Annotated in this window: 23 protein-coding genes; 14 read left to right on the forward strand and 9 right to left on the reverse strand. The window is 69.0% G+C overall.

All coding sequences use genetic code 11. The annotated features are described in order from the left end of the window. Positions 1 to 93: 93 nt before the first annotated feature. The 3 genes from E3T49_RS00985 to E3T49_RS00995 are packed head-to-tail and all read right to left on the reverse strand — an operon-like array spanning position 94 to position 3,356. Positions 94 to 1,002: a carbohydrate ABC transporter permease gene (locus E3T49_RS00985; RefSeq protein ID WP_134422629.1), complete on the reverse strand. Its 909-nt coding sequence runs from the start codon at positions 1,000 to 1,002 to the stop codon at positions 94 to 96. Beyond that, positions 999 to 2,093, reverse strand: a complete 1,095-nt coding sequence (locus E3T49_RS00990) for a carbohydrate ABC transporter permease (RefSeq protein WP_134422631.1) — start codon at positions 2,091 to 2,093, stop codon at positions 999 to 1,001. Before E3T49_RS00990 ends, E3T49_RS00985 begins: the two co-directional genes overlap by 4 nt. A gap of 6 nt (positions 2,094 to 2,099) precedes the next feature. Next, the gene (locus E3T49_RS00995; protein WP_134422633.1) at positions 2,100 to 3,356 is read right to left on the reverse strand and encodes a sugar ABC transporter substrate-binding protein; all 1,257 of its coding nucleotides are present in this window, start codon (positions 3,354 to 3,356) and stop codon (positions 2,100 to 2,102) included. Positions 3,357 to 3,686: 330 nt separating this feature from the next. Here E3T49_RS00995 and E3T49_RS01000 point away from each other — a divergent pair, with 330 nt between their 5' ends. The 5 genes from E3T49_RS01000 to E3T49_RS01025 all read left to right on the forward strand — a co-directional run bounded on the left by E3T49_RS01000 (position 3,687) and on the right by E3T49_RS01025 (position 9,996). After that, a complete protein-coding gene (locus E3T49_RS01000) occupies positions 3,687 to 4,733 on the forward strand; it encodes a LacI family DNA-binding transcriptional regulator (protein WP_134422635.1) in 1,047 nt (348 codons plus the stop codon). Between the two features lie 19 nt (positions 4,734 to 4,752). Beyond that, positions 4,753 to 5,607, forward strand: a complete 855-nt coding sequence (locus E3T49_RS01005; protein ID WP_134422637.1) for an SDR family oxidoreductase — start codon at positions 4,753 to 4,755, stop codon at positions 5,605 to 5,607. 319 nt (positions 5,608 to 5,926) lie between these two features. Continuing rightward, positions 5,927 to 7,579 carry a DUF7059 domain-containing protein gene (locus E3T49_RS01015; RefSeq protein WP_241972571.1) on the forward strand — a complete coding sequence of 551 codons (1,653 nt, stop codon included), beginning with the start codon at positions 5,927 to 5,929 and terminating at the stop codon, positions 7,577 to 7,579. Positions 7,580 to 7,911: 332 nt separating this feature from the next. Further along, a complete protein-coding gene (locus tag E3T49_RS01020; RefSeq protein ID WP_134422643.1) occupies positions 7,912 to 9,384 on the forward strand; it encodes a flavin monoamine oxidase family protein in 1,473 nt (490 codons plus the stop codon). Between the two features lie 342 nt (positions 9,385 to 9,726). Continuing rightward, positions 9,727 to 9,996 (forward strand): hypothetical protein, encoded by a 270-nt coding sequence (locus tag E3T49_RS01025; RefSeq protein ID WP_134422645.1) that lies wholly within the window; start codon positions 9,727 to 9,729, stop codon positions 9,994 to 9,996. Here E3T49_RS01025 and E3T49_RS01030 read toward each other — a convergent pair. The 3 genes from E3T49_RS01030 to E3T49_RS01040 form a co-directional block, all read right to left on the reverse strand. Further along, positions 9,983 to 10,771, reverse strand: a complete 789-nt coding sequence (locus tag E3T49_RS01030; protein WP_134422647.1) for a Pr6Pr family membrane protein — start codon at positions 10,769 to 10,771, stop codon at positions 9,983 to 9,985. The two genes, E3T49_RS01025 and E3T49_RS01030, sit on opposite strands and share 14 nt — an antisense overlap. Positions 10,772 to 10,805: 34 nt before the next feature. Further along, positions 10,806 to 11,075, reverse strand: coding sequence for an acylphosphatase (locus tag E3T49_RS01035; RefSeq protein ID WP_134422649.1), 270 nt, complete (start codon positions 11,073 to 11,075; stop codon positions 10,806 to 10,808). A gap of 62 nt (positions 11,076 to 11,137) precedes the next feature. Continuing rightward, complete coding sequence (locus E3T49_RS01040; protein ID WP_241972572.1) at positions 11,138 to 12,160, reverse strand: LacI family DNA-binding transcriptional regulator; 1,023 nt, start codon at positions 12,158 to 12,160, stop codon at positions 11,138 to 11,140. A gap of 167 nt (positions 12,161 to 12,327) precedes the next feature. Here E3T49_RS01040 and E3T49_RS01045 point away from each other — a divergent pair, with 167 nt between their 5' ends. From E3T49_RS01045 to E3T49_RS01065, 5 genes are read left to right on the forward strand one after another with little or no spacing between them, the layout of a single operon-like run. After that, complete coding sequence (locus tag E3T49_RS01045) at positions 12,328 to 14,364, forward strand: beta-galactosidase (RefSeq protein WP_134422651.1); 2,037 nt, start codon at positions 12,328 to 12,330, stop codon at positions 14,362 to 14,364. Beyond that, positions 14,361 to 15,323, forward strand: a complete 963-nt coding sequence (locus E3T49_RS01050; protein ID WP_134422653.1) for a carbohydrate ABC transporter permease — start codon at positions 14,361 to 14,363, stop codon at positions 15,321 to 15,323. Before E3T49_RS01045 ends, E3T49_RS01050 begins: the two co-directional genes overlap by 4 nt. Beyond that, positions 15,320 to 16,228, forward strand: coding sequence for a carbohydrate ABC transporter permease (locus E3T49_RS01055; protein WP_134422655.1), 909 nt, complete (start codon positions 15,320 to 15,322; stop codon positions 16,226 to 16,228). The genes E3T49_RS01050 and E3T49_RS01055 overlap by 4 nt, the downstream gene beginning before the upstream one ends. Positions 16,229 to 16,278: 50 nt before the next feature. Continuing rightward, positions 16,279 to 17,607, forward strand: coding sequence for a sugar ABC transporter substrate-binding protein (locus E3T49_RS01060; RefSeq protein WP_134422657.1), 1,329 nt, complete (start codon positions 16,279 to 16,281; stop codon positions 17,605 to 17,607). A 13-nt stretch (positions 17,608 to 17,620) separates the two neighbouring features. Then, a complete protein-coding gene (locus E3T49_RS01065; protein ID WP_134422659.1) occupies positions 17,621 to 19,873 on the forward strand; it encodes an alpha-galactosidase in 2,253 nt (750 codons plus the stop codon). 185 nt (positions 19,874 to 20,058) lie between these two features. Here the strand turns inward: E3T49_RS01065 and adhP are convergent, their stop codons facing one another. Further along, positions 20,059 to 21,069 (reverse strand): alcohol dehydrogenase AdhP, encoded by a 1,011-nt coding sequence (gene adhP / locus E3T49_RS01070; protein ID WP_134422675.1) that lies wholly within the window; start codon positions 21,067 to 21,069, stop codon positions 20,059 to 20,061. A 346-nt stretch (positions 21,070 to 21,415) separates the two neighbouring features. On the opposite strand from adhP, the gene rraA reads away from it, so the two are divergent. Next, on the forward strand, positions 21,416 to 21,880 hold the full coding sequence (rraA, locus tag E3T49_RS01075; RefSeq protein ID WP_134422661.1) for a ribonuclease E activity regulator RraA: 465 nt from the start codon (positions 21,416 to 21,418) through the stop codon (positions 21,878 to 21,880). A 285-nt stretch (positions 21,881 to 22,165) separates the two neighbouring features. On the opposite strand, the gene E3T49_RS01080 is transcribed toward rraA, so the two are convergent. Then, the gene (locus E3T49_RS01080; RefSeq protein ID WP_134422663.1) at positions 22,166 to 22,741 is read right to left on the reverse strand and encodes a PepSY domain-containing protein; all 576 of its coding nucleotides are present in this window, start codon (positions 22,739 to 22,741) and stop codon (positions 22,166 to 22,168) included. A 198-nt stretch (positions 22,742 to 22,939) separates the two neighbouring features. Between E3T49_RS01080 and E3T49_RS01085 the strand changes: the two genes are divergently transcribed. Beyond that, a complete protein-coding gene (locus E3T49_RS01085; RefSeq protein WP_166785433.1) occupies positions 22,940 to 23,716 on the forward strand; it encodes a nuclease-related domain-containing protein in 777 nt (258 codons plus the stop codon). Between the two features lie 29 nt (positions 23,717 to 23,745). Here the strand turns inward: E3T49_RS01085 and E3T49_RS16050 are convergent, their stop codons facing one another. Further along, positions 23,746 to 23,919 (reverse strand): hypothetical protein, encoded by a 174-nt coding sequence (locus tag E3T49_RS16050; protein WP_166785434.1) that lies wholly within the window; start codon positions 23,917 to 23,919, stop codon positions 23,746 to 23,748. A gap of 91 nt (positions 23,920 to 24,010) precedes the next feature. On the opposite strand from E3T49_RS16050, the gene E3T49_RS01090 reads away from it, so the two are divergent. Further along, a complete protein-coding gene (locus E3T49_RS01090; protein ID WP_134422667.1) occupies positions 24,011 to 24,823 on the forward strand; it encodes a nuclease-related domain-containing protein in 813 nt (270 codons plus the stop codon). 110 nt (positions 24,824 to 24,933) lie between these two features. After that, positions 24,934 to 26,050 (forward strand): S1 domain-containing protein (locus tag E3T49_RS01095; RefSeq protein ID WP_198414199.1); only part of this gene is annotated, 1,117 nt, incomplete at its 3' end.

The following is a 26,050-nucleotide window of genomic DNA, read 5'->3' on the forward strand; positions in this document are numbered from 1 at the left end:
GTGAGGTACGACTCCAGAGTGGGGTTGTGGTGCGGAATTACCGGGCAAATTGATAAAGAACGGAGTGCCGGGAGAACGGGGAGGGAGGAGGGGTTACTCCTTCACCGCCCCGTCGGTGGTGTTCATGATGCGTTTCTGGAAGATGAAGAACATCACCGCGACCGGGATGGTCATGATCGCCGCCGCGGCCAGCTTGAGCGGGTACTGGGTGCCCTGGCTGAGCTGCCCGGACGCCAGTGAGGCCACACCCTTGGTCAGGGTGGTCAGCTCGGGCGACTGCGTGGCGACGATGAAGTGCGACAGCTCGTTCCAGGAACCCTGGAACGACAGGATGATGATGGTCACCAGCGCCGGACGGGCCATCGGCAGCACGATCGACCAGAACACCCGGAAGGTGCCGGCCCCGTCGATGCGGGCCTGCTCCTCCACGCTGGCGGGAATCGACTCGAAGAAGTTCTTCATGATGAAGACGCCGGCGGCGTCCGTGAGCAGCGGCACGATCATGGCCACGTAGGTGTCGTAGATGCCGAGCTGGTTGATCACCAGGAACTTGGGGATCAGCAGCACCACACCGGGCACGCTCATCACGGCGATGAGCAGCGCGAAGATCACGTTGCGGCCCCGGAAGTGCAACCGGGCGAGGGCGTACCCGGCCAGAGAGTTGAAGAAGACGCGGCCGAGGGTGACGAAGACCGTGACGATTGCGGAGTTCTGGAACCAGACCGGGAAGTCCGAGTTGAGGAACAACCTTTCGTACGCGGCCGTGGACCAGGTCTGCGGGAGCAGCGACATGGGATTGCTGGCGGCGTCGCCATCCGTTTTGAAGGAGGTGGCGACCTGGATCAGAAACGGGGCGATGTAGATCATCGCGAGCACGATCAGGATCGCGTAGAGCAGCGACTTGCCGGCGACCTGGCGGTTCGGCAGCTGTTCCCGGCTCAGGGCGCGCAGGCGCCGGGACGGGGAGACGGTGCGCTCGCGGGTTCTCGTGGTGGTGCTCATTTCGAACCTCCGGATGTCGGATTCTGCAGATACGGACGCATCCGTCGTTCGGAGACCTGACGTTCGGCCAGCAGCCAGCGCTGGAAGAGGGTGAAGGCCACGATGATCACGAACAGGATGAACGCGATCGCGGCACCCTGGCCCCAGGCCTGGTTGGTGAAGGCCGCCTGATAGGAGAGGTAGGCCGGCGTGAGTGTTGTCTTGCCCGGACCGCCCTGGGTGCCGGTGTAGATCTGGTCGAAGACCTGCCAGGCGCCGATCAGGCCGAGGGTGAGCACGGTGAAGAGGGTCGGCCGCAGCTGGGGGAGGGTGACCCGCCAGAACCGCTGCCAGCCGTTGGCGCCGTCCATCATGGCTGCCTCGACGACGTCGCCGCTGAGGTTCTGCAGCGCGGCGATGAACAGCAGCATGAACGTGCCGCTGGTGGTGAACACGGCCATCAGGATGAAGGCGCTCATGGCGACGGATGGCCCGGCGAGCCACTCCCAGAAGGAGATTCCGAGGAACGTGTTGCCGGTCAGGGCGGCCGGCCCGGTCTCGACGCCGAACAGGCCGAGGAAGTTGTGCAGCACACCGCTGGGGTCATTGAACCAGTTCGGTCCGTTGATGCCGATGAACGCGAGCAGTTTGTTGACCGCTCCGCTGGCGCTGAACAGGAACAGCCAGAGCACCGTGATGGCGACCGAGCTGGTCACCGACGGGAAGTAGAACGCGGTGCGGAAGAAGCCGCGGCCGCGCAGGATCTGCCGGTTGACCAGCACGGCCAGCAGCAGCGACAGCATGGTCTGGGTCGGCACGACCAGGAGGACGTACCAGGCGTTGTTGCGCAGCGCCGTTCCGAAGTCCTGTTCGGCCAGGCCGCCGCCGCCGACCAGGGCGGAGTAGTTGTCGAGGCCCACAAACGACACGGTGCCGCCGAAGGGGCTGCCGCGGCCGTTCCAGTCGGAGAAGCTGACCCAGAGGGCCATCAGCACCGGAATGACCAGGAACATGCCGAGCAGGATGATCATCGGGGCGGTGAAGAGCCACCCCGAGGCGGCCTCGCCGCTCCGGAGGCCGGAGCGGCGAGCTGTGCGTGCGGGCGTCGACATGGTGGACTACTTCAGCAGTGCTTCGAGGTTCTTCTGCACGGAGTCGAGGATCGCCTGGGCGTCCCCGGTCTTGAGCGACTCGAGCTGCGCGTTCAGGTCGCTCACGACATCCGCGGCGCCCTTCACGTTGGGCACGCCCTGGGCGTAGTCAGCGCCGTCGAGGAAGGCGACGAGGGTGGGGTTGGCGGTCTTCCACTCGTCGGCGGCGGACTCGATCGAGGGCATCGGACCGAACTCCTCGGAGAAGGTGAGCTGGGCGTCCTTGCTGGTGAGCTGTTCCACCAGCTCGAGGGCGGCAGCCTGGTTGGGGCTGTCGGCGGCGATGCCCCAGCAGTTGGTGAACTGCAGGGTGCCCTTGCCCTCCGGGCCCGCGGGGAGCTCGGCGACCGTGTAGTTGACCGCGGGGAAGTCGCTCTTCATCGCGCCCGTGATCCAGTTGCCTTCGATGGTCATGGCCGAGAGCTGCTTGCCGAACGCCTCGCCGCCCCAGCCGGCGCCGATTTCGCTGGCGTAGCTCATCACCCCGTCGTTCAGGAGGGTCTGCGCGTATTCGAGGCCCGCGACGCTCTCCGCGCTGTTCGCGGTGACCTCGGTGCTGTCCTCGTTCATCAGGCTGCCGCCGGCCTGCGCCATGAAAGCGCCGAGGCGGGCGTACTCGCCCCCGAGGGAGAGTCCGACCTGGGTGTCGGTGGTGAGGGTCTTGCTCACGGCGGCAAGCTCATCCCAGGTGGTGGGGATGTCGGCGTCGGTGAGCCCGGCCTGGGCCCAGAGGTCGGTGTTGATGACCAGGCCCAGGGTCGAGAAGTCCTTCGGTGCGCAGTAGAACTTGTCCTCGTAGGTGAAGGAGTTGACCAGGCTCGGGTAGAAGTCGTCCTTGTTGGCGAGCTGGTCGCCGTAGGCCAGGAGCGAGCCGTTCGAGGCGTAGCCGGCGAGGGCATCCGTCGAGAGGTAGAAGACGTCGGCGGGCTTCTGGGCGGCGAAGCCCTGGGCGAGCTGCTGGTTGAGGTCGCTGGCGACGCTGACCTTGGCGTCGGTGCCGGATTTCTCGGACCAGGCGGCGACCGCGGCGTTGACGGATGCGGTCTCGGCGTCTCCGCTGGAGCCGATCAGCACGTTGAGTCCCTGGGAGGAGTCGCTGGTGAGCTCTCCGCCCGCATCGGCGGTGTCGCCGAAGCCGGATCCGGAACCGCAGGCGCTGAGAGTGAGGGCGCCGGCGACGGCGAGCCCGGTTCCGATCAACCAGCGAGAGTTGCGTCGTTGCATCTTGTTTCTCCTTGTGTCGCGCATCGATGCGCGTTTGCTTGTGTAGAGGTCACGATAGCTGACTTTATTTGATCGATCAAACTTTTCTTTTGATCGATACAATCCGCGTCTTTCCGGGGAACAGGTCCGCGGGGTGGCCGAGCGGAGAATTGCCTGACCGGCGGGGCGATCGCAGGGGGCGCGCGGACGGGCGCTCGGACGGGCGGTCGGGCGGGCGCCCCCGTTCCCTGCGATCCGGCGGCACGCGGTAGCCTGTGCAGAACGGTATTTGATCGTTCAATTCAGGCGCGGTCGTGCGCGGTCATCGGCAGGCTTGGGGCAGGAGCAGGTATGAGCGGGCTTCCCACGGTGACGGATGTCGCCCTTGCGGCCGGCGTCTCCCGCCAGACCGTCTCGAATGTGATGAATTCGCCCGGCATCGTGCGCGCTGACACCCGCGAGCGGGTCGAGGCCGCCATCAAGGAGCTCGGGTATCGGCCCCACGCCTCCGCCCGGCGCCTCCGCACGCGGCGCAGCTCGACCATCGGCATCCGTCTGGACCCGATGATCGACGGCATCTCCGGGTCGGTGCTCGACCGGTTCCTGCACGCCCTGACCGAACAGGCCGACGCGCAGGGGCTGCGCGTGCTGTTGTTCACGGCGACGAGCCCCGACGACGAGATCACCCAGTTCCAGCGTCTGAACGACGGCGCGGACGTCGACGGCTTCGTGCTCACCTCGACGTTCGCCGGCGACCCGCGCACCCAGTGGCTGATCGCGAACGGCATCTCCTTCGTCACCTTCGGACGCCCGTGGGGTGACGACGATCTGAACGACCCGCAGCACCTGTGGGTGGATGTGGACGGCTGGGCCGGCCTGCACGAAGCCACCCGGGCGCAACAGGACGCCGGTGCCCGGCGGATCGCCTACATCGGCTGGCCCAGCCCGTCGGGCACCGGCGACGAACGCCGCCGGGGCTGGTACGACGCGATGATGGAACGCGGCGACGTCTCGGCCGAGGAACTCGCCCGGCTCGAGATCGTCACCACCGACGGTGTCAGCCAGGGCACCGCCGCGATGACGGAGCTGCGGCAGAACGCCGGCCGGCTCGACGCCGTGCTCTGCGCGAGTGACTCGCTCGCCCTCGGCGCGATGATCGCCAACCCGGGACGCGTGCCGGTCACCGGGTACGACAACACGCCGGTTGCCGCCGCGGTCGGTCTCTCCAGCGTCGACCAGGCCGTCGACGAGGTCGCCGCCGGAGTGCTCGACCTCCTCACGGGAGAATTCGGCGGACGCGTGCACGGCGCCCCGGAATCGGACGAGCCGCGGCACCGGCTGATCACGCCCCGGCTGGTCGTGCGCGAGTTCGCCGCCATTCCGATGGACGTGCCGTAGTAGCCGCTAGCATGACGCCATGACTCTCCCCGAGGTTGTCGGTCTCCCTGTTTCCCCCGGTGTGCCCGTGTCTGCCGGCCTCCCGGCCGCCCTGCCCGACGCGTGGAACCTCACCGGCCGCACCGCCCTGGTCACCGGGGCCGGCAGCGCCTCCGGGATCGGATTCGCCGCGGCCCGGATGCTGGGGGAGCTCGGTGCGCTGGTCGTGCTCACCGCCACGACCGAACGCGTGCACGAGCGCGCGGCCGAGCTGGCGGAACGGGGCATCGGGGCATCCGGTTTCGTCTGCACCCTTGACACCGAGGCCGGGGCGCGGCTGCTGGCCGACGCCCTGCTCGAGGCCGGCCTGGCACCCACGATCCTGGTCAACAACGCGGGCATGGTCGCGGTCGGCGACGCGGAGATGCTGCACGGCGACGTGAGCACCACGTCGCCGGAGGAATGGGACCGCGGCCTCGCGATCAACCTGTCGACGGCGTTCCATGCCACGCGCACCGTGATCGGCTACATGCATGAGGCGAACTGGGGACGCATCATCACGGTGTCCAGCGTGTCGGGGCCGGTGATGGCCTCCCGCGGGGACCTGACCTACGCGGCGGCGAAGGCCGGCCTGGCCGGGCTGACCCGGGCGCTCGCCGTGGACGAGGCCTGGCTCGGCGTGACCGCGAACGCGGTCGCGCCGGGCTGGATCGAGACCGGGTCCCAGCTGGAGAGCGAAGCGGTCGAGGGCGCGCTCGTTCCGGTGGGACGCAGCGGCACGGCGGCGGAGGTTGCATCCGTGATCGCCTGGCTCGCGTCGCCCGGCGCGTCGTACGTCACCGGCCAGACCATCGTCGTCGACGGCGGCAACAGCGTGGCCGAGGAACGCCGCTAGGCCGGTTGCCGGTGCGGCTTGCGGTTCGATTCGCCTGCGTCTGCGCCTGAGTCCTGGTCCGAGTCCGAGTCTGGGTCTGGGTCTGGGTCTGGGTCTGGGTCTCGGTCCGAGTCCGGGCAGTGGTCCTCCGCAATGGTGCATAACTCCTGCAATTCGTCGCCCGGGCAGGAAACAGGCCCGGAATCACGCGGAAGTCCGGCGACGCCGGTGCAAATTGCAGGAGTTATGCACACGACCGGCGGTTGACCCGGCCGGAGACCGGCGGTTGAGCCGGGGCTGCGGAGTCGGTGCGGTTGAGCGGGTGCAGTTGAATAGACCGGTGACTTCTGCACTGATCGCCCGGCTTCGCTCCGACCTCGCCACCGCCAACTTCTCGGTTTCGGCCCTCACGGGCCTGTGGGGGATCGACGCCGATGCCGCGCTGCGCCGCAATCAGCGGGTCCCGGCGCTGCGTGCGCTGGACGGCCTCCGGGAGACGCTCGGGCACACCGAGCCCTGCGCCACATTGGCCCGCCTGTTCGTGCTCGGCCTGCCCGTCGACCGTGCGGAGCTCGAGGCCGCCCTGCCCGCACTGGGTGCCGCCGGGGCCGAAGAGCTGGGGCTCGCGGCATCCGTCGCTGCCGACCGGGGCGCCGACGCAGACACCGGTGCCACCGTTCGCCCGCTGCTCGAACTGCGGCCCTACAGCTTCGTCGACGCGCAGGGTGCCGGCAGCTGGTGGATCCTGTCCGACCTGGGTGAGCTCGCGCTCGGCCACCCGCTCGGCGAGAGCCATGTGCTGGGCGTGGGCGGGGCATCCCTGACGCTCAGCGGGCTGCTGATCCCCACCCCGGTGGCCAGCGCCCTCGACCTGGGCACCGGCTGCGGCATCCAGGCGATGCACGCGTCCCGGCACGCGGACCGGGTGGTGGCCACCGACATCTCGGTGCGCGCGCTCGAGCTCGCCGCTCTGAACGCGGCCCTGAACGAGATCGGCAACATCGAGTTCCGCCTCGGCAGCCTGTTCGAACCCGTCGCGGGGGAGCGCTTCGACCACATCATCTCCAACCCGCCGTTCGTGATCACCCCGCGGGTTCCGGGGGTGCCTGCTTACGAATACCGCGACGGCGGCCTGGTCGGCGACGCCCTAGTGGAGGCCGTGGTGCGCGGCGCGGCCGAGCACCTCACCCCGGGCGGCGTCGCCCAGCTGCTCGGCAACTGGGAGTATCACGCCGGCCAGGACGCCTTCGAGCGACTGGCCGGCTGGCTCGATGCCCCTGACGAATTCGACGGAGATTCTGCCCGAAACACCCCGAATTCGACACCTGCGGCCCCTCCGGGAGCAAAATCTCCGTCGAATTCGCACGTGGCGCTCGACGCCTGGATCATCGAACGCGAGGTGCAGGCACCCACGCTCTACGCCGAGACGTGGATCCGCGACGGCGGCACCCGCGCCGACACCGCCGACTTCGACCGTCTCTACGGTGCCTGGCTGGACGACTTCGAGGCCCGCGGCGTGAGCCAGGTCGGCTTCGGCTACATGCTGCTGCGCCGAACGGTCGCCGGCCCGCCCTCTCTCCGCCGCCTCGAACGACTTCCCGGCGGCCTCGGCCACAACCCCGGAGGAATGGGCAGCCACCTCGCCGCCTGCCTCTCCGCCCATGATTGGCACGCGGCAACGGATGACGCCCGCCTCGCCCGTGCGCGGCTCACCGTCGCAGCCGATGTCACCGAGGAGCGGCACTACTGGCCCGGCCAGGAGGACCCCACCCTGATGACCCTGCACCAGGGCAGTGGCTTCGGCCGGTCGGTCCCGCTGGACACCGGCCTCGCCGCACTCGTCGGAGCCTGCGACGGTGACCTCGACGTGGGCTCGATCGTGGCCGCGCTGGCCGAGCTGCTCGACGTCGACGAACGCGAACTCGCCGCGGACCTGTTTCCGCGGGTGCGTGAGCTGCTGGACGACGGCTTCCTGCAGCATCCGCTCGCCTGACCCGCGCTCGCCGGCTGCGCCGACGTCTGCTGGTGCCCGAGTCAACCTCCGTTCCCAGGCATAACTCCTGCAATTTCGGCGCGTGCAGCGGGTCTCCCGCGTGATTCCGGGCCTGTATTTCCCCCGCACGACGAATTGCAGGAGTTATGCACACCAGCGGGATGCACACCAGCGGGCGAAGGCTGCGAGCACACACAGGCCGACGCGACGTGCGTGCGTCCCGCCACACTCGCCCCGACCAGCCACTTCGCCGACCTCTGCGGTAGTTTGGTCATACTGCCCGGCCCGCTCGGAAAGGAGAGCGTCAGCGCCACACGTGACGCGGACACACTATGAAACGTCGAACCTTTCTGCTCGGCTCGGTCTCCGGCCTGTCCCTGGTCGCGCTCACCGCGTGCGTGTCGCCGACTCCCCGGCCCTCGGCCTCCGTCACGCCCAAACCGACTTCGGCACCCTCGCTCGTGCCGAAGCCCGCGGCCATGCGTCGCACGTCGTGGTCGGCCGATCCGTTCGCGCGCGGTTCGTTCAGCTTTCCCGCCGTGGGCGCGACGCCCGAGCAGCGGGATGCCCTCAGCCAGCCGGTCGACGACCGGCTGTTCTTCGCCGGTGAGGCGACCTCCACCGATGCGTTCGGCACCGTGCAGGGTGCCCGCGACTCCGGTCAGCGCGCCGCCCGCGACGTGATCGCGGCCGCCGACGTGGGGGAGCGCATCGCCGTGATCGGCGCCGGAATGGCCGGGCTCGCCGCTGCCCGCGACCTGCAGGACGCCGGCTTCGATGTGTTCGTGGTGGAGGCCCGTAACCGCATCGGCGGCCGGATCGACACCGTCACCGACACGGACTGGCCGTTCCCGATCGAGCTCGGCGCGGCCGTCGTGCGGCGCACCGGGGACACCACCCTCGATGAGGACCTCACCGACCGCGGCGTCGCCACCGCCCCGTTCTCCGGAGTACCCGAGGCACGCACCGCGGCCGGCGCGGTCGTGGAGGTGCCGGACACCGGCGCGCAGGCGGTCGCCACCGCCCTGGCCTGGGCCGCCGAGCAGCCTGCCGATGTGTCCATCGCCCAGGCGCTGGCCGATTCCGGGGCCTCCAAGCTCTCGACGACGGATGCCGACATCGGCGTTTCCGACGCCGACTGGCTTGATTACCAGATCACGGTGGTGCTCGATCCGAAGACCGGCGCTCCCGTCGCGGAGCAGTCGTCCTGGTATTCGGCTGCCGATACCGCCGCGAAAAACGGCGCCGACGACGACGGCGCCGACGACGGCGCCGGCGAGGACCGCATCGTGCTCGGCGGCTACGCCACCCTGCTCGAGGACCTGAGTGACGGCATCGACGTGCTCGGCTCGAGCGTGGTCACCCGGATCGCCTACAGCGACTCCGGCACCAGCCTGCGGCTCGGCAACGGCGAGTCGCTCTCCGCCGACCGGGTCATCGTCACGGTGCCGCTCGGCGTGCTGAAGACCAAGGTGATGGAGTTCGACCCGCCGCTGCCCTTCGCACATCGCGGTGCCATCGCGGCGCTGGGCATGGGCACGCTCGACAAGATCTGGCTGCAGTTCGAGGAACCGTTCTGGGACACGGATGCCCCGCTCTGGTCCACGGTCGGCGTCGTCGACGATTTCCGCGTCTGGATCAACATGGTTCCGCTCACCGGCGAACCGGTCCTGGTCGGTCTCGTCACTGCGGAAGCGGCTCTGCGCCTCGCGGAGGTCGATGACGACGAGTTCCTGGCGGCCGCACTGACCAGCCTCGAACCGTTCTACGCCGGAGTGCCGACCTCCACCCCGACCCCGGAGTAGGCGCGAACCACCCGTCATCAAAACACCTGACCAGCGCCTCGCCGAAGTCAACCCTTGGCAATCTCGAGATTCGTCGTGTATGCTCCTGCCAACGTCCAGTCGGTGAAATTTGGCCCCCCTTCGGGGTGCGTTTTCATGCAGGCGCAGCCCGTCGTGGTGCAGCGCCCAGAGGTCCAGTCGTTACCCTGACTGGCTGTGCCGACGGATTCCTGAGGGGTGAGTACCCCCGGTCCAGGCCGGGCTCAGCCGCCGGCCGTCCCAGCGTGGTTGCCACTGGGATGCACCACCTCCACCCGCGACTGTTCCACCTCTCTGCTTGACCGTGTGATTGCTGTGCTCCCCATGGATACCCTCCTCGACATTGACCTCGAATCCGTCGTTCTTCTCGACTTCGACCCTGACCTGCCGTGCGAAGGCACCCACCACATCCGTGGGCTGAGCGGGCACCTGCCCACCGCCCCGGGCTCCTATATGGTCATCTCGCCCTGCTGCGGCCCGAAGGTGGTGCAGTGCACGCCCCGGGTGCTCGCGATGCAGGCATCCGGTGTGCTTTATTGCGGAGCCTGTCAGGGTGAGCATCTGACCAGCGAATACTCGTTCATTCCGCTGTAGACCCGCGCCGCCACATCCACTGGGGCAGCCGCGACGTGGCCGTGAGAACGGCTGCGATAGCGGTGAAGAGCGTCAACGCGACCAGGCAGTAGACCGCCGTTTCGAGCGGCCCACTGACCTGCACCGGGTCGAGGAAGAAGTATGGGTACCAGCCCACGATCGACCCGCGGATGAGCGTGAATACTCCCCAGATACTGGGCACCACGAGTCCCCAGGCCAGGATTTTCCAGGGCAGGCGGGCCTTGCCGGCATCCGTCAGCCAGTCCAGGAGGGCGATCGCCGGAATCCAGAAGTGCAGCAGCTGGCTCGACCAGGGCACCTCGATCGTGTAATCCCGGTTTGAGGACTGGATGACGATGGTCAGGAACACGATCCCCGAGACGGTGATGTAGGTCGTGACCAGCAGCCGGAACCAGTCCAGCCACGGTGGGTCGACCGTGTGCCGGAACGCGACGATCGCACCGGCGACGAACGCGACGACCGCCGCCATGCCGCTTTGCACCGTGAAGTAACTGTAGAAGTTGTAGATCTGGAACGTGGCGAAGCCGAGCACGTAGTCGAAGTAGCCGAGGAGGGCCGCCACGCCCAGCCCGGCAAGCAGGAGCCGACCCACGCCGAATGCCTGGCGCACGCGGCGCACGGGGAACGGGCGCGGCCCCCGGGTCAGTGCCGGGCGGGTGCCTGCCGCCGGCAGTGCGCGCATGACCGGGTTCGCCGCCGCCGGGACGCGTTCCGTGGGTTTCGTCCGAGCGGGATCGGCAGCTCGCGCGCACATGCTTCCACGCTACCTCTGCAGGTCGGGTTCCCGCTCAGTAGCCGATCCGGAACCCGGTCTCGTCGAGCGGGGCAATCGTGCTGACCTCGACGGCCTCGACGTGGGCCGACGGCGGTCCGTGCTGCAGCCACGCGAGCATCGCCCAGACGGATGCCGCGTTCCCCTCCACCTCGACCTCCACCGTGCCGTCCGCGCGGTTGCGCACGAATCCCGCGAGGCCGAGGCGACGGGCCTCGGCCTGGGCGTAGTAGCGGAACCCCACCCCTTGCACGACCCCGCGCACGACGGCCTGTTTGCGAACCATGCTCCCAGTCTGCCCCGCGCCCGGCCTGCTCGCACCCCGCGCGGAGTGGCTTGCCCGCCCGTTCAGGCGGAGTCGCGCCAGACGATCGGGGTCTCCAGCAGGATGCCGCCGGGCGGCTGCTCCTCGCCGCGCAACTGGCCGAGCACGCACTCGGCCGCCGCCGCACCGAGGCCGAAGGCAGGCTGGTGCACGGTGGACAGGTGCGGCTGGGTGCGCAGCGCCCAGGTGCTGTCGTCGAAGCCGACGATGCCGACGTCACTGGGCACGCTGCGCCCGGCGTCGCGGAGGGCCTCGAGGGCTCCGGCCGCGACGGCGTCGGACGCCGCGAACACGCCGTCGATCAGCGGGTCGCGTTCGAGCAGTTCGCGCATGCCCTGAGCCCCGTCGGCGAAGGTGTACAGCGGCACACGGGCGACGAGGGCCGGGTCGAAGCGGTCGCCGAGGGCATCCGTGAAACCGGCCAGGCGGTCGGCGCCGGAGTCGCGGTCGAGGGCCGCGGCGACCATGCCGATGCGCGTGCGGCCGGTCTGCATCAGGCGTTCGGTGATGGCGCGCGCCGACGCCCGGTTGTCGATGCCCACGAAGGGGAGCGCCTGCAGGTCGGGCGGATGTCCCACGAAAGCGGCCGGGAGGCGCAGCTTCTCGATCACCCGGGTGATGGGATCTTCGTGGCGGGCGGAAACGATGACGACACCGTCGACGAAACCGCCGCTGAGGTAGCGGGCGACACGGTCGGTGTCGCGCTGGGAATCAATGACGAGGCTGACCATCTGGTAGTCGGCGCGGGAGAGCACGGTGTTGGCGCCGAGCAGGATGCCGCCGATGTTGGGGTCGTCCAGAAAGAGGGAATGGGGCTCGTGCACGATGAAGCCCACGGCCTCCGAGCGCTGCATGACCAGGCTGCGGGCGGCGTTGTTGGGCACGTAGCCGACCTTTTCGATGGCGGCCTCGATGGCGATGCGGGCCGACGCCGAGACGTAGGGTTCGTCGTTCACGACCCGGCTGACCGTGCCGCGGGAGACGCCGGCCTCCACGGCGACGTCGTGGATCGTCGCGCGTCTGCGTCGAGCCGGAATCATCACCATTCGATAACTGTAACGCTCCCACGGGGCAGACGTGCTTGACACGGGAGCCGTGGCGTCCGTACTCTGTGTACGTTCACAGAAAACCCGATGGTGAGTTTTGCTCTCGACTCTGTGCACGTTCACAGAGTCGTCAACACCGGTGTCTGCACACCACGGTCAGGGAGCACATGAACACGCGCGCAGCCACTCACGACGGAACGGCTTCGGCCAGCCCGTTCGTTCACGAGGGCATCGCCTACGGCTGCGACTACAACCCGGAGCAGTGGGGCCCGGGCACCTGGGCCGAGGACGTGCGCCTGATGCGCGAGGCCGGCGTCGACCTGGTGGCCATCAACATCTTCGGCTGGTCGCACATCGAACCGCGCCCCGGCGAGTACGACTTCACGACACTCGACACGGTCATCGAGCTGCTGCACGCCAATGGCATCCGGGTCAATCTCGGCACCGGCACCTCGTCTCCGCCGCCGTGGCTGACCACGCGCCACCCCGAGATCCTGCCGGTGACCGACGACGGAACCAGCCGCTTCCCGGGCGGTCGCCAGGCCTGGTGCCCGAGTTCGGCCGTGTTCCGCGAGCACGCGCTCGCCCTGGTCGAGCAGGTCGCGAAGCGGTACGGCCACCATCCGGCCATCGCGCTGTGGCACGTGTCCAACGAGCTGGGCTGCCACAACGCGCTCTGCTACTGCGACGACACCGCCGCGGCGTTCCGCCTCTGGCTGCAGGCACGGTACGGCACGATCGAGGCCCTCAACGAAGCCTGGGGTACCTCCTTTTGGAGCCAGCGCTACGGCCAATGGGCCGAGATCCTCACCCCGCGGCTCACCCTCTCCAGCCGGAACCCCGGCCAGGTGCTCGACTTCCACCGGTTCAGCTCCGCCGAGCTGCTCGACTATTACCGTCTGGAGACCGCGGTGCTGCGCCGCCACTCGACCGTGGCCGTCACCACCAACTTCATGGTCACCGCGCACATCCGCAACCTGGACTACTGGTCCTGGGCCGGTGACATGGACATCGTCGCCAATGACCACTACCTCGACCACCGCCTCGCCGACCCCACCACCGAGCTGGCCTTCGCCGCCGACCTCACCCGCGGGCTAGCGGGCGGCGCGCCCTGGCTCCTGATGGAGCAGGCCGCCGGCGCCGTCAACTGGCAGCCGCACAACCTGGCCAAGGCGCCCGGCGAGATGACCCGCAACTCCCTCGCCCACGTCGCCCGTGGCGCCGACGGCATCTGCTTCTTCCAGTGGCGCGCCTCCCTGCAGGGCTCGGAGAAGTTCCACTCCGCCCTGGTGCCCCACGCCGGCACCGACACCGTGCTCTGGCGCGAGGTCGTGGCTCTGGGCGCGACCCTCGACCGGCTCGCCGAGGTCACCGGCAGCCGGGTCGTGGCGGATGCCGCCATCCTCTTCAGCTGGGAATCCTGGTGGGCCGGCGACGGCGAATCCCGCCCCTCCCACGCGGTGCGTTACCTCGACCAGGTACACGCCGCCTACACGGCTCTGCACGAGGTCGGCGTCACGGTCGACATCGTCTCCCCGGATGCCGACCTCTCGGGCTACCGCCTCGTCGTCGCCCCGGCGCTGTACCTGGTCTCGGACACGCAGGCTGACAACCTGAACGCGTATGTCGCCGCCGGCGGCCACGCCCTGATCACCTTCTTCAGCGGCATCGTCGACGAAGACGACCGGGTGCGCACCGGCGGCTACCCCGGCGCGTTCCGCGAGACCCTCGGCATCACGGTGGAGGAATTCTCCCCGCTGCTTCCCGGGCACGTGCTCGCCCTCGACTCCGGCGCCACCGCCACCCTGTGGGCGGAACGCCTGCGCGTCGACACCGCCGAGGTGATCGCGAGCTATCTCGACGGGCCGCTGCCCGGCATCCCCGCTGTGACCCGCAACCGGCACGAGGACGGCACCGCCTGGTACGTCGCCACCGCGTTGGAGGCCGGAGCGCTGCGCGACCTCGTGCGCACCATCGCCCAGGAGGCCCGGGTCACCAGGCTCGGCCCGGAGAGCGCCGGCCGGGTCGAGGTCGTGCGCCGCGTGGGCCTTGCCCACAGCTACCTGTTCATCATCAACCACGGTCCGGATGACATCGAGCTTGCGGCCGCCGGCCATGAACTCGTCACCGACGAACCCGTCGGTCGAATTGTGCGCGTGCCGGCGGGAGCCGTTCGCGTGATTAGAGAGGACCCCGCATCATGAGCGCACCTGCCGTTCCCCTGACGGATGCCCCGGGCAGCGCTGCCCGGAAGAAGCCCCGCGCAGCGAAGCCCGCCAAGCCGGTCGGAGCGAAGCCCCGCGTACAGCACAAGGGCGCGATCCTCGCGTTCGTTCTGCCGTTCGGCACCCTGTTCGCCCTGTTCTACCTTGTGCCGATCGGCTACGCGATCTACCAGTCGCTGCTCGTGATCGAACGCGAGGGCACCTTCGGCCAGGCCACAGAGGTCTTCGGCGGGCTGACCCAGTACATCCTGGTGTTCCAGAACGGCCCGTTCTGGGAGTCGATCGGCCGGGTGCTCTCCTTCGGCGCCGTGCAGGTGCCGATCATGCTCGGTCTCGCGCTGCTGTTCGCCCTGCTGCTGGACTCGCCGCTGGTGCGCGGCAAGAAGTTCTTCCGGCTGGCCTTCTTCGTTCCCTACGCGGTTCCCGGCGTCATCGCCGCGATCATGTGGGGCTACCTCTACTCACCGAATCTGTCGCCGTTCAGCGCCGTCACCGAGAACATCAACTTCCTCTCGGCCGACCTCGTGCTCTGGGCCATCGCCAACGTCGTCACCTGGGTGTTCGTGGGCTACAACATGCTGATCATCTACTCGGCGCTGCTGGCGATCCCGGCCGAACTCTACGAGGCTGCCCGCCTCGACGGCGCCGGGCAGCTCCGCATCGCCTGGTCGGTCAAGATCCCGCTGATCATGCCGGCGATCATCCTGACCGCGATCTTCTCGATCATCGGCACCCTGCAACTGCTCGCCGAACCGCAGGTCTTCCGCAGCTTCAGCTCGGCCGTGACCAGCACGTTCACGCCGAACCTGACGGTGTACTCCACCTCGTCGATCCCGAACTTCAACCTGGCCGCCGCGTTCTCCGTGGTGCTGGCCCTGGCCACGTTCATCCTCTCCTTCACGTTCCTGAAGTTCACCCAGCGGAAGGAAGCCAAATGAGCACCCTGACCCCCGCCAAGCCGGCCCGCGGCATCCGTTCGACCGCGGAAAAGGCGCCGCGCGCCCAGCGCGAGAGCCCGTTCGCCCGGGTCAGCGCCATGATCGTGATGGGCGTCTTCACGCTCTACTTCCTGGTGCCGATCTGGTGGCTGCTGGTCGCGGCCTCCAAGAACCGGTCCCAGTTCAACAGCACCAACCCGCTGTGGTTCGCCGACTTCTCCCTGTTCGAGAACATCGGCAACCTGATCGCCTACCGCGACGGCGTCTACCTCAAATGGATGCTGAACAGCGCCCTCTACGCCGGTGGCGGCGCCCTCGTGGGCACCATCATCGCCGGCATGTGCGGCTACGCCCTGGCCAAGTACAACTTCCCTGGCCGGGAACTGATCTTCAACGTCGTGCTCGGCGGCGTGCTCGTGCCCGCGACGGCGCTCGCACTGCCGCTGTTCCTGATCTTCAGCCAGATCAGCCTCACCAACACGTTCTGGTCGGTGTTCCTGCCCAGTCTGGTCAGCCCGTTCGGGGTTTATCTCGCCCGTATCTACGCCTCGGCCAGCGTGCCCGACGAGCTGATCGAGGCTGCCCGCCTCGACGGCGCCGGCGAGCTGCGCACCTTCTTCACCGTCTCGGTACGGATGATGGTGCCCGCCCTGGTCACCGTCTTCCTCTTCCAGTTCGTCGCCATCTGGAACAACTTCTTCCTGCCGCTGATCATGCTGCGCGACGAAACCCTGTTCCCGGTCACGCTCGGTCTCTACGCCTGGAACTCGCAGGTCAACCAGATCCCCGTGCTGCGCGACTACGTGCTGATCGGCGCGCTCTTGTCGATCATTCCGTTGATCATCATCTTCCTGCTGCTCCAGCGCTTCTGGCGAAACGGCCTCAGCGCCGGTTCGGTGAAGTAACCCCCCCCCCAGCTGCCCCACCCCACCCCCACCAAGAGAAAAGAAGAACAATGCAAATCAAGAAGAGAGCAGCCGCCGTCGCCTTGCTCACGGCAGCCACGGTCGTGCTGACCGGCTGCGCATCGGGTTCGACCACGTCCGGCGGCGACGCCGCCGCGTGTGAGCCTTCCGAGGGCAAGGTCGACCTCACGTTCACCACCTGGATCCCCGGGATGGAAGACGTCGCTGCAGTGTGGAACGAGGAGAACCCCGACGTTCAGGTGAAGGTGCAGACCGGCCCGAACGGCAACGGCGGCACGTACCAGAACTTCTTCAACCAGCTCAAGGCCGGCAACGCGCCCGACCTCGGCCAGATCGAATACGACGCCCTCCCCAACTTCCGGGTGCAGGACGGCCTGATGGACCTCGCCGCGTGCGAGGGTGTGCTCGACGCCAAGGCCGACTTCGTGGACTGGACCTGGGGTCAGGTCAACTTCGGTGAAGACGACGCCGTGTACGCGGTGCCGCAGGACGCCGGACCCATGGCCATGTTCTACCGCGCCGACCTCTTCGCGGCCAACAACATCGCGATCCCCACCACCTGGGAAGAGTTCGCGGTTGCCGCCGAAGCCGTGCGCGCCACCGGCGGATACATCACCAACTTCTCGCAGAGCGACATCAACCAGTTCGCCGGCTTCGTCTGGCAGGCCGGCGGAAGCTGGTTCGAGAACGACGGCGACAACTGGACCATCGACCTGACCAGCCCCGAGTCCGTGAAGGTCGCCGACTACTGGCAGGACCTGATCGACCGCGACCTCGTCTCCACCAACCCGCCGTGGACCGACGAGTGGAACAACGCCTACAACACCGGCTCCAACTGGACCTGGAACTCCGCAGCCTGGGGTGCCAACTCCATCGCCAGCGGCGCTCCGGACACCTCCGGCAACTGGTCCGTGGCACTGTCCCCGCAGTGGGCAGCCGGTGACGACGCGGCCGGCAACTGGGGTGGCTCGTCCACCGCAGTGTTCAAGGGCTCCAAGCACCCCTACGAGGCGGCCCAGTTCGCGCTGTGGCTGAACACCTCGGACGAGGCCCTCACGATGCTGAACAAGTCGGCCAACCTGTACCCGGCCGCCAAGAGCGGCCTCGAACTGCCCGCCCTCAAGGAAGGCGTCGAGTTCTACGGCGGCCAGGCCATCTACGACGTGTTCGCCGAGGCATCCGCTCAGGTCTCGCCCGACTTCATCTGGGGCCCGACCATGACGCAGGTCTACAACGACACCTCCGACGGCTTCAAGGGTGCGGTCACCGGCAACGGAACGCTGACGGATGCTCTCACGAGCGCCCAGCAGAGCACGATCGACGCTCTCGAGGCCCAGTCGATCCCGGTCAACAAGTAGCATCAGTCCCACTGTGTCGATTCCCTACCTCCGTGCCGCGGGCACCAGCCTTGTGCTGGATGCCCGCGGCACGGGCGTGCCCGTCATCGTGCACTGGGGTGCCGACCTGGGCGACCTGACCGGTGAGCTGCTCGCTGCGCTGGCCGACGCCTCCGTGCCCGCGATCTCGCCGAGCTCGATCGATGTGCCCCTGCGGCTCAGCCTGCTGCCGACCCTCACGGAGGGGTGGAGCGGACGCCCGGGGGTGAGCGGGTTCCGGCCCGGCCGGCGCGCCGCGGCCCTCGACCTGCGCCTGGCCGAGGTGCGGGCGGGCGGCCTGTCGGAAACCGACCGGCTACTGCCCGGCACCCAGACCCTGACGATCTCCCTGACGGATGCCGCGGCCCGGGTGGCCGTGCGCACCGACCTTGAACTCTCGGTCGAGGGCGTGCTGCGACTGCGCCACACCCTCACCAACACCGACGTCGACCCGGCTGCCGCGCCCTTCGAACTCGGTTCTCTCGACGTCATCCTTCCGGTGCCCGACCGGGCCCGGGAACTGCTCGATTTCACCGGGCTGTGGACCCACGAGCGCCGGCCGCAGCGCAGCACACTCGGCCACGGCGTGTGGAGCCGCGAGTCCCGCCACGGCCGCCCCGGCCACGATGACTCCTATCTCATGGTTGCCGGCACACCGGGATTCGGGTTCCGAACCGGCGAAGTGTGGGCGACCCACCTGGCCTGGAGCGGCGACAAGCGCGCCTGGGCCGAGAACAGCGCGCTCGGCTGTTCGGCGCTCGGCAGCGGCGAACTGCTGGCACCCGGCGAGCTGAGCGTCGCCAGTGCTGCGAGCCACACCACCCCGTGGACCGTGGCCGTGTACTCGGCTGCCGGGCTCGACGGACTGTCGGCGCGGCTGCATCCGTGGATCCGCAGCTGGTCGACCATCGCCGGGCCGCGCCCGGTCGTGCTGAACACCTGGGAGGCCGTGTACTTCGACCACGACCTGCCCACCCTGGCCCGACTGGCCGACGCCGCGGCCGTGGTCGGCGTGGAACGGTTCGTGCTCGACGACGGCTGGTTCACCGGCCGCTCGGACGACCGGCGCGCCCTCGGCGACTGGTTCGTCGACCCCGTGACCTGGCCCGACGGCCTGCACCCTTTGATCGAGCACGTGCACGCGGCCGGGATGGATTTCGGCCTCTGGGTCGAGCCGGAGATGGTCAGCCTCGACTCGGACGTGGCCCGCGCGCACCCGGAGTGGGTGCTCGGCGGTGTGGCGGACGACGCGGCCGGTTCCGGCGTGGGTGCTGATGCCGGCGCCGGTGGTTCGACGTCGCCGGTAGTGACCTGGCGGTTCCAGCGGGTGCTCGACCTCGGCAACCCGGATGCCTACGACTGGGTTCTCGCGCGCCTCACGGCCCTGCTCACCGAGTACCCGATCGCCTACCTCAAGTGGGACCACAACCGGGACCTCCTGGCCGGTTCCGCCCACCGGCAGACGACGGCGCTCTACCGCCTGATCGACGCCGTGCGCGCCGCGCATCCGGGTGTCGAAATCGAGTCCTGCGCGTCGGGGGGAGCCCGGATCGACCTCGGCATCCTCGAGCGCGTCGACCGGGTCTGGACCAGCGACACCAACGACCCGCTCGAACGGCAGCAGATCCAGCGCTACACGAGCGTGCTCGTGCCGCCGGAATACCTCGGCGGGCACCTCGGCGCGGCCACCGCGCACACCACCGGGCGCACCTCCGAGCTCAGCTTCCGCCTCGCCACCGCCCTGTTCGGCAGCGCCGGCATCGAGTGGGACCTGACCCGCGCGAACGAGGGCGAGCTGACGCAGATCGCCACCTGGATCGCCCGGTACAAGCACCTGCGGCCGCTGCTGCACTCCGGCGTGGTCGTGCGGTCCGACCCCAGCGACCCGGCCCTCGAGCTGCACGGCGTCGTCGCACCCGATCAGAATTCGGCCCTGTTCGCCCAGGTGGCCCTGGCCGCCCCGCGCGCCGCCGTGCCGGAGCGGATGCGATTCCCCGGTCTCGCACCCGAGCGGCGCTACCGCGTGGCGCAGCTGCCGCTCGGTGCGCCGCCGCGCACGATCCAGGATGCGCCCCCGGCCTGGCTGGCGGATCCGGGCGCGTTCGGCGGGGCAGCGTCGGGTGTCGGCGGTGGCGCTGCCGGCGGTTCGGTGACGCTGACCGGGGCGGTGCTCGCGCTGGTCGGGCTGCCCGCGCCGCTTCTCGCGCCGGAGCAGGCCGCGCTGTTCACAGTCGACGCGATCGACTGACCGCTGCTGCGCGGTCGCTCGCCGAGCTCGACCGCACATGTCGAGCTCGGCGGATGCGCACCGAGTGTCGCCGATTCTGCCGAGTGTCGCCCGTCCGGCGGCGTCACTCGGCACAAACGGTGACTGTCGGCGCCCGGCAGCCACCCGCAGCGCCCACCAGCCGCGCCGCCCGCCGGGCCTCCCGGTCAGTACTCGATGACGACCCGGCCGTCGATCTTGCCCTGCTTCATCTCACCGAGAACCTCGTTGACCTCGTCCAGTGTGCGCGCGTGCACGGTGGGGTGGATCAGGCCGCGGGTGTAGAAGTCCAGGGCCTCCACCATGTCCTGCCGGGTGCCCACGATGGAGCCGCGGATGGTGAGACCCTTGAGCACGATGTCGAAGATGGGCGCGGGGAAGTCTCCCGGCGGCAGTCCGTTGAAGACGATCGTCCCGCCGCGGCGCACCTCGCCGATCGCGTGCCCGAACGCCCGCGGGTGCACGGCCGTGACGAGCACCGCGTGCGCGCCGCCGATCTCCCGCTGGATGACCTCGATCGGGTCCTCGGTCAGGGCGTTCACGGTCAGTTCGGCTCCGTGCTTCCGGGCCAGCTCGAGCTTGTCGTCGGCCACGTCCACGGCCACGACGCGCAGGCCCATCGCCCGGGCGTACTGCACGGCCAGGTGGCCGAGGCCGCCGATGCCGGAGATGACGACCCACTGGCCGGGTCGCGCCTCGGTCATCTTCAGGCCCTTGTAGACGGTGACGCCGGCGCAGAGCACCGGGGCAACCTCGACCGGGTCCACTCCGTCGGGCAGACGCACGGCGTAGCGGGCGTCGACCAGCATGTACTCGCCGAAGGACCCGTCCACGCTGTAGCCACCGTTCTGCTGCTGCTCACAGAGGGTCTCCCACCCGGTGCGACAGTACTGGCAGTTGCCGCAGGCCGACCAGAGCCAGGCGTTGCCGACGAGCTCGCCGACCGCGAGGTCCGTGACGCCGTCGCCGAGCGCGACGACCCGGCCGACGCCCTCGTGGCCCGGGATGAACGGCGGGCTGGGCTTGACCGGCCAGTCGCCTTCGACCGCGTGCAGGTCGGTGTGGCACACGCCCGAGCTGATCAGTTTCACCAGGGCCTGGCCGTGGCCGGGCTGGGGAATCGGCAGCTGTTCGATGGTGAGGCGCTCGCCGAATGCGTTGACGACGGCGGCCTGCATGGTGGTTGTGGCGGGTCCGAAGGTCTCGGGGGTGGAACCTGATGTCGTGGTCGATGTCATGGTGGATCCTCCTTGGACGAACGTCGATGTCCGTGGGTTCGAGGCTAGGCGGCTCTACGTTGCGCGCACTTGCGGCCGGGTCGCGGCATCCGCTTCGACGGGCCGGGCACACCGCCGAGTTCGGCTGATCCGGTCGAGCCCGCCACGTGCGCGGGGCGAACTCGACCGGACGTGTCGACCTGGGCGTTCAACCGGTGACGGATGTCCCGCCGCGCCGCCGCCCTCCGCCGTGCCACTAGCCTGAGGAGCCAGAGGCCGCACCACCCCGAACTCCTGGAGGACACCAATGCTGTTGACCGCCGACCTGTACGACCAGCGCGGAGACGAGCTGCAATCCGTGCCGTTGCAGTTTCAGAACCTGGGTGGCACCCTCCGGTTCAGCGGACCGATTCGCACCGTGACGTGCTTCGAGGACAACGCCCGGCTCAAGTCGGTGCTGTCGTCGCCTGCCGCCGGCGAGGTGCTCGTGATCGACGGTGGCGGCTCGCTGAACTCGGCGCTGATGGGCGACATGATCGCCGAGCTGGCGGTGAAGAACGGCTGGGCCGGTGTGGTGATCAACGGCGCGATCCGTGACCGGGTCGCCATCGGCACCATGCCGCTGGGCGTCAAGGCCCTCGGCAGCAACCCGCGGAAGAGCACGAAGACCGGCTCCGGTGTGACGGATGCCGTCGTGGAATTCGCCGGCGTGACGTTCACCCCCGGGCGCACCATCTACTGCGACGAAGACGGCATCCTCGTCGAGCGCTGAACGACCCGGCGCTGAACGACCCGGCGCTGAACCAGACGCGCGGCGCCACCCGAGGGAACTCACTCAGGTGGAGCCGCTGGTGCGTGGGTGCAACGTCTGTGATGTTGCGAGGGCTGTCTGTGGGATTGAGCACACCGTTTCTGCCCTATTGAGCAACGTTACTTCGTTACCGGGTGGCTTGTCATTCTTTCTTGAACCTGCCCGCTAACGATTTGAACCGGCGTGCGCAGCTCGGGTCCGTGCGCCGGCGGTCGATCCCGCGGCGGGTGCGACCAACGCGGCGGCTCAGCCCGCGGTCGGGCGGTCGACCCGCACGACCAGGCTGCGCTCGGTGAGATTGATCACCCGCTTCGTGCCGTCGTCGAGGGTGACCTCCACCTCGAAGGCGTGGTCGAGGTCAGTGCTGCGCCGGAAGTCCGTGACCGTGCCGCTGCCGACTTCGGCCAGGGCCGCCTGGCCGGCGGTCGTGCGGTCGACGCTCGCCAGCTCGTCCGGGGTGAGGGCGCGGGGTTCGAGACCGGATGCCGGGTCCCCGGTCCAGCCGGGAAGGCTCACCCAGACGACCGCGAACGAGTGGTCGAGCTCGACCGCGACCTCCACGCCGTTCGGAAGCCGCGTGTCGATTGCGTAGGGCGCTGCGGCCGGGCCGCGTTCGGCATCCGTCACCGTGCCGGGGCCGACCTCGGCCAATGCCGCGCGGCTGGCCTGGTCGAGTTCGCTGTCGGTCAGCCTGGACTCGCTCCCGCCGAGTCCGGCCGCGGCCGTGATCCCGACGGTGCCGGCACCGACCAGGACCACGGCGACGACGGCCCCCGCAACCCAGGAAGACGTGCGGAAACCGGTCATCCTGAATGCATTCACACCCCCCAGTCTGGGGGACGCCGACCCGCGCCGGCGCCACCACCGGTCTGACCAGCCGCCGCGGCCACCTCCCTGCGTGATCGCGGCACCAGCCGACACGCCGCCATCACCCCAGTTCGGGGAGGCGCGGGTGCGTGTGCGAGTCGCTAGATTCGATTCAGCAGTGGGGGGAGCTCGATGTCGTTGTACAGTGCCACGATGCACAAGCGGTTCGCGGCGCAGTCGGTCATCGGGGATGTGCTGCGTGTGCAGGGCGGTGCGCCCCGCCGTTCGGCGCTCGCACGGCTCTTCGGTCTGACCTCGGTCGGCGATGACAGTATGTCCTGGTATCTCGGGGCCAAAGGAGAAATCGTGGTCGGCTCCTTCCTGGCGAAGCTACCGCCGGACTGGACGGTCTTCCGCGCCGTTCCCGCCGATTCCGCGCGCACCGACATTGATCACCTCGTGATCGGCCCGGGCGGAATCTTCACGATCACCACGAAGAATCACGCCGGCGACATCCGCGTCGGCCGCAACACCTTGCAGGTGGACTCCCAGCCGGTGTCCTACCTGCAGCACGCTGAGTCGGAGGCCGAGCGGGTCACCAGCCTGGTGCGCGAACGGATGCCCCTGGTCGCGCCCGTGCAGCCGGTACTCGTCTTCGTCGACCCGAGTCTGCTCACGATCGAGCAGAAGCCACCGCAGGTCAAGGTGCTCGACGCGATGGACCTGTGCCCGTGGCTGATCCGGCTCCATCCGGTGCTGAGCGCCGGCGAGGTGCAGGAAGTGGCCGACCTCCTGGACAGCCCGCAGGTCTGGCATGCGCTTCCGGACACCACCCCCGAGGACGTGCAGGAGCGGTTCACCGAGCTCGATGCGCGGCTGCGCTCGGCCGGCATCCGTCGGCTGAGCTGGGGCGTGCTCGCCGCGGCCGCCGCGATCGCTGCCGGTTTCGGCGTGCTGCAGCTGATCGCCGCGGTGACCGCCGCGGGCTGACGACCCGGGCCCGACCGCCGCGCCGTGATCTACTCGGTCGGCAGGCGCCGGCGGAACTCGTCCGTCAGGGCGTCCAGTGCGGTGCAAATGGCGACGAGCGCCTCCTCGACCCCGCGCGGTGCGGCCGCATCTTCCTTGATCGTGTTGATGTGGCTTTCAAGCAGTCCGAGCTGGGTCTGCACGACCCTCATGTTGTTGACCATCCATCGATCGTAGTTGTCGTTCGTCGACCCCCGTGCGGGTGCCACCGCCGGAAGGCGGGCCGGTAGACTCCACTCACAGGGAGCTACCCGGATGACCGTGGGAGGCACCATGATGCGCCAGCGCTTTGCGGCACAGTTCATGATTGAGAAGCTGCTGCGCGAGCAGGGCAGCGTGCCGGCGCGTACCCGGTGGGCGCGGTTCATGGGTCGATCCCCGCTCGGGGCGAACTGTGCGGGCTGGTACGAGGGGGCTCAGGGCGAGATCGTCGTCGGCGAGAAGCTGTCGACGTTGTCCCCGGACTGGGTTGTCTTCCATGCCCTCCCGATCGGTGGCCACGGCTGGGATATCGACCACGTCCTGGTGGGTCCGGGCGGCGTCGTGACCATCAACACGAAGCAGCACCACGGCAGCCGGGTGCACGTCGACCGTCGCAGTATCCTCCTCGACAGCCGGCCCGTGCCCTATCTGCGCCACGCGAAATTCGAGGCCGAACGCGTCACGACGCTGCTGGAAGAGCGTCGCACCCTGGCGACGCCCGTGATCCCGCTGGTCGTCTTCGTCGGAGCACGCAGTATCGACGTGCAGGCGGAGCCGGCCCCGGTCACGGTGCTCGATTCCGGGGAGCTGGCCGCCTGGCTGGAGGCGCTCCCGGTCGTGCTCAGCCCGGCGGAGGGGCAGGGCCTGACCGAGATTCTCGACAACCCCTCCATGTGGATCGATGTTCCCCTGGACTCGGGCGATGGTCTCCTGGAGACCTTCACCCGTCTCGAGGCCGAGGTGCGGGCCGCCCGGCTGCAGCGCCGCGTGTTGTTGCCGCTGGAGCTCGTCCTGGTCGGTCTGGCCGCCGTCGGCATGGTCACTGCGGCCGTCACGATGATGCCCGGGCTGCTCGGGACCGCGTAGCCTTCGCCGGCCTCCCTACACCCTGAAGATTAACGCGCGGGGCGTTTCTCACAGGCGTTAGGCGTACTCTCGACACACGGCCCGTCACGAAGGCCGGAAGGGGAGTCAGTGTGTATACCCGCGTGGAGACCAGCGTCGCGGTGCAACAACTCGCGAACGGCCTGCACGATTCCGGTCGGGATCGTCCTTGGGTTGTGGTGTCGTCGCCGTTCGGCACGGCCGTGCCCGAAATCGGGATCGACCAGCTCTCCAGCCAGATCGGAGACGTCGCCCGGGTCTTCCTGATCGAGACGGGCGAGCTCACCCGCCAGCTCGGCGACCTGCTCCCGGCACAGTTCCAGGTCTACGGCAGCGCCGGGCGTTCCTACCCGGTCGGCGACGCGTTCGCCGAGCTCTCCCGCTCCCGGCTCCGGTTCACGCACGGCGACGCGCAGCACGCCACCGATCAGCTGGTGACGGATGCCCTCGCGCACGCGCACCAGGCCGGCCTCTTCGCGCTCGCCCCGGCATCCGTGATCACCGTGGACGGCACCGTCAAGGGCTTCATGCTCGGCGGGTCGCGCGCCCTGGTCGAGCTCGACAGCGGCGGCATGGCCACGGTCTGGCAGGAACTGACCTACCCGCCGGTGCCGCTGGACTGGTCGCTCAAACCCGGGCAGCGCGTTCAGGGGGCGCTCGATGCGTCCACCCATCGCCTCAATGTGGAGAACAAGCCGCCGACCACGGCCGCGATCTCCAAGCGGTACCCGCACGGCAGCATCACCCTCGCCCTCGTGCAGAAGGTCAGCGCCCAGCGCGCCGTGCTGGCGCTGCACCCGCACCTGCAGCTCACGATCACGCGGGCCGATATCTCGGCCAACCCCCTCGACAAGGTCGACGCGCTCCTCTCCGAGGGCGATGTCGTGGCGGCGCGGGTCATCCATCTTCCGAGCGGCGCCCTGCACCTGTGCCTGAGCGACGTCGACGACGACGAGACCGTGCTGCCGTCGCTCTGCGCGGTACGCAACGGGCCCCCCTGGCTGCAGGAGAACCGCCCGCTGCTGCCGCTGGTCGAAGAGAATGAAGACGCCTCCGCGGTGGTCGAGCTGGTCGGAACCCCCTCACCTGCCTCGACGGTGGTGGCCGCGGGCGTGGAGTCCGCCGCAGCCGGCCACGTCGCCCTGGCGACGGCCGGGCCCACCGCGGACCGCCTGCATCCGCGCCCGGCGCCCGGCCCCGGCCGGGTGC

This window comes from Cryobacterium cryoconiti, assembly GCF_004403065.1.
Taxonomy (GTDB): Bacteria; Actinomycetota; Actinomycetes; order Actinomycetales; family Microbacteriaceae; genus Cryobacterium; species Cryobacterium cryoconiti.

Bases quoted from the DNA above. Each gene is read 5' to 3' on its own strand.
- E3T49_RS00985 (WP_134422629.1), bottom strand. From the start codon at position 1,002: ATGAGCACCACCACGAGAACCCGCGAGCGCACCGTCTCCCCGTCCCGG.
- E3T49_RS00990 (WP_134422631.1), bottom strand. From the start codon at position 2,093: ATGTCGACGCCCGCACGCACAGCTCGCCGCTCCGGCCTCCGGAGCGGC.
- E3T49_RS00995 (WP_134422633.1), bottom strand. From the start codon at position 3,356: ATGCAACGACGCAACTCTCGCTGGTTGATCGGAACCGGGCTCGCCGTC.
- E3T49_RS01000 (WP_134422635.1), top strand. From the start codon at position 3,687: ATGAGCGGGCTTCCCACGGTGACGGATGTCGCCCTTGCGGCCGGCGTC.
- E3T49_RS01005 (WP_134422637.1), top strand. From the start codon at position 4,753: ATGACTCTCCCCGAGGTTGTCGGTCTCCCTGTTTCCCCCGGTGTGCCC.
- E3T49_RS01020 (WP_134422643.1), top strand. From the start codon at position 7,912: ATGAAACGTCGAACCTTTCTGCTCGGCTCGGTCTCCGGCCTGTCCCTG.
- E3T49_RS01025 (WP_134422645.1), top strand. From the start codon at position 9,727: ATGGATACCCTCCTCGACATTGACCTCGAATCCGTCGTTCTTCTCGAC.
- E3T49_RS01030 (WP_134422647.1), bottom strand. From the start codon at position 10,771: ATGTGCGCGCGAGCTGCCGATCCCGCTCGGACGAAACCCACGGAACGC.
- E3T49_RS01035 (WP_134422649.1), bottom strand. From the start codon at position 11,075: ATGGTTCGCAAACAGGCCGTCGTGCGCGGGGTCGTGCAAGGGGTGGGG.
- E3T49_RS01040 (WP_241972572.1), bottom strand. From the start codon at position 12,160: ATGGTGATGATTCCGGCTCGACGCAGACGCGCGACGATCCACGACGTC.
- E3T49_RS01045 (WP_134422651.1), top strand. From the start codon at position 12,328: ATGAACACGCGCGCAGCCACTCACGACGGAACGGCTTCGGCCAGCCCG.
- E3T49_RS01050 (WP_134422653.1), top strand. From the start codon at position 14,361: ATGAGCGCACCTGCCGTTCCCCTGACGGATGCCCCGGGCAGCGCTGCC.
- E3T49_RS01055 (WP_134422655.1), top strand. From the start codon at position 15,320: ATGAGCACCCTGACCCCCGCCAAGCCGGCCCGCGGCATCCGTTCGACC.
- E3T49_RS01060 (WP_134422657.1), top strand. From the start codon at position 16,279: ATGCAAATCAAGAAGAGAGCAGCCGCCGTCGCCTTGCTCACGGCAGCC.
- adhP (WP_134422675.1), bottom strand. From the start codon at position 21,069: ATGCAGGCCGCCGTCGTCAACGCATTCGGCGAGCGCCTCACCATCGAA.
- rraA (WP_134422661.1), top strand. From the start codon at position 21,416: ATGCTGTTGACCGCCGACCTGTACGACCAGCGCGGAGACGAGCTGCAA.
- E3T49_RS01085 (WP_166785433.1), top strand. From the start codon at position 22,940: ATGCACAAGCGGTTCGCGGCGCAGTCGGTCATCGGGGATGTGCTGCGT.
- E3T49_RS16050 (WP_166785434.1), bottom strand. From the start codon at position 23,919: ATGGTCAACAACATGAGGGTCGTGCAGACCCAGCTCGGACTGCTTGAA.
- E3T49_RS01090 (WP_134422667.1), top strand. From the start codon at position 24,011: ATGACCGTGGGAGGCACCATGATGCGCCAGCGCTTTGCGGCACAGTTC.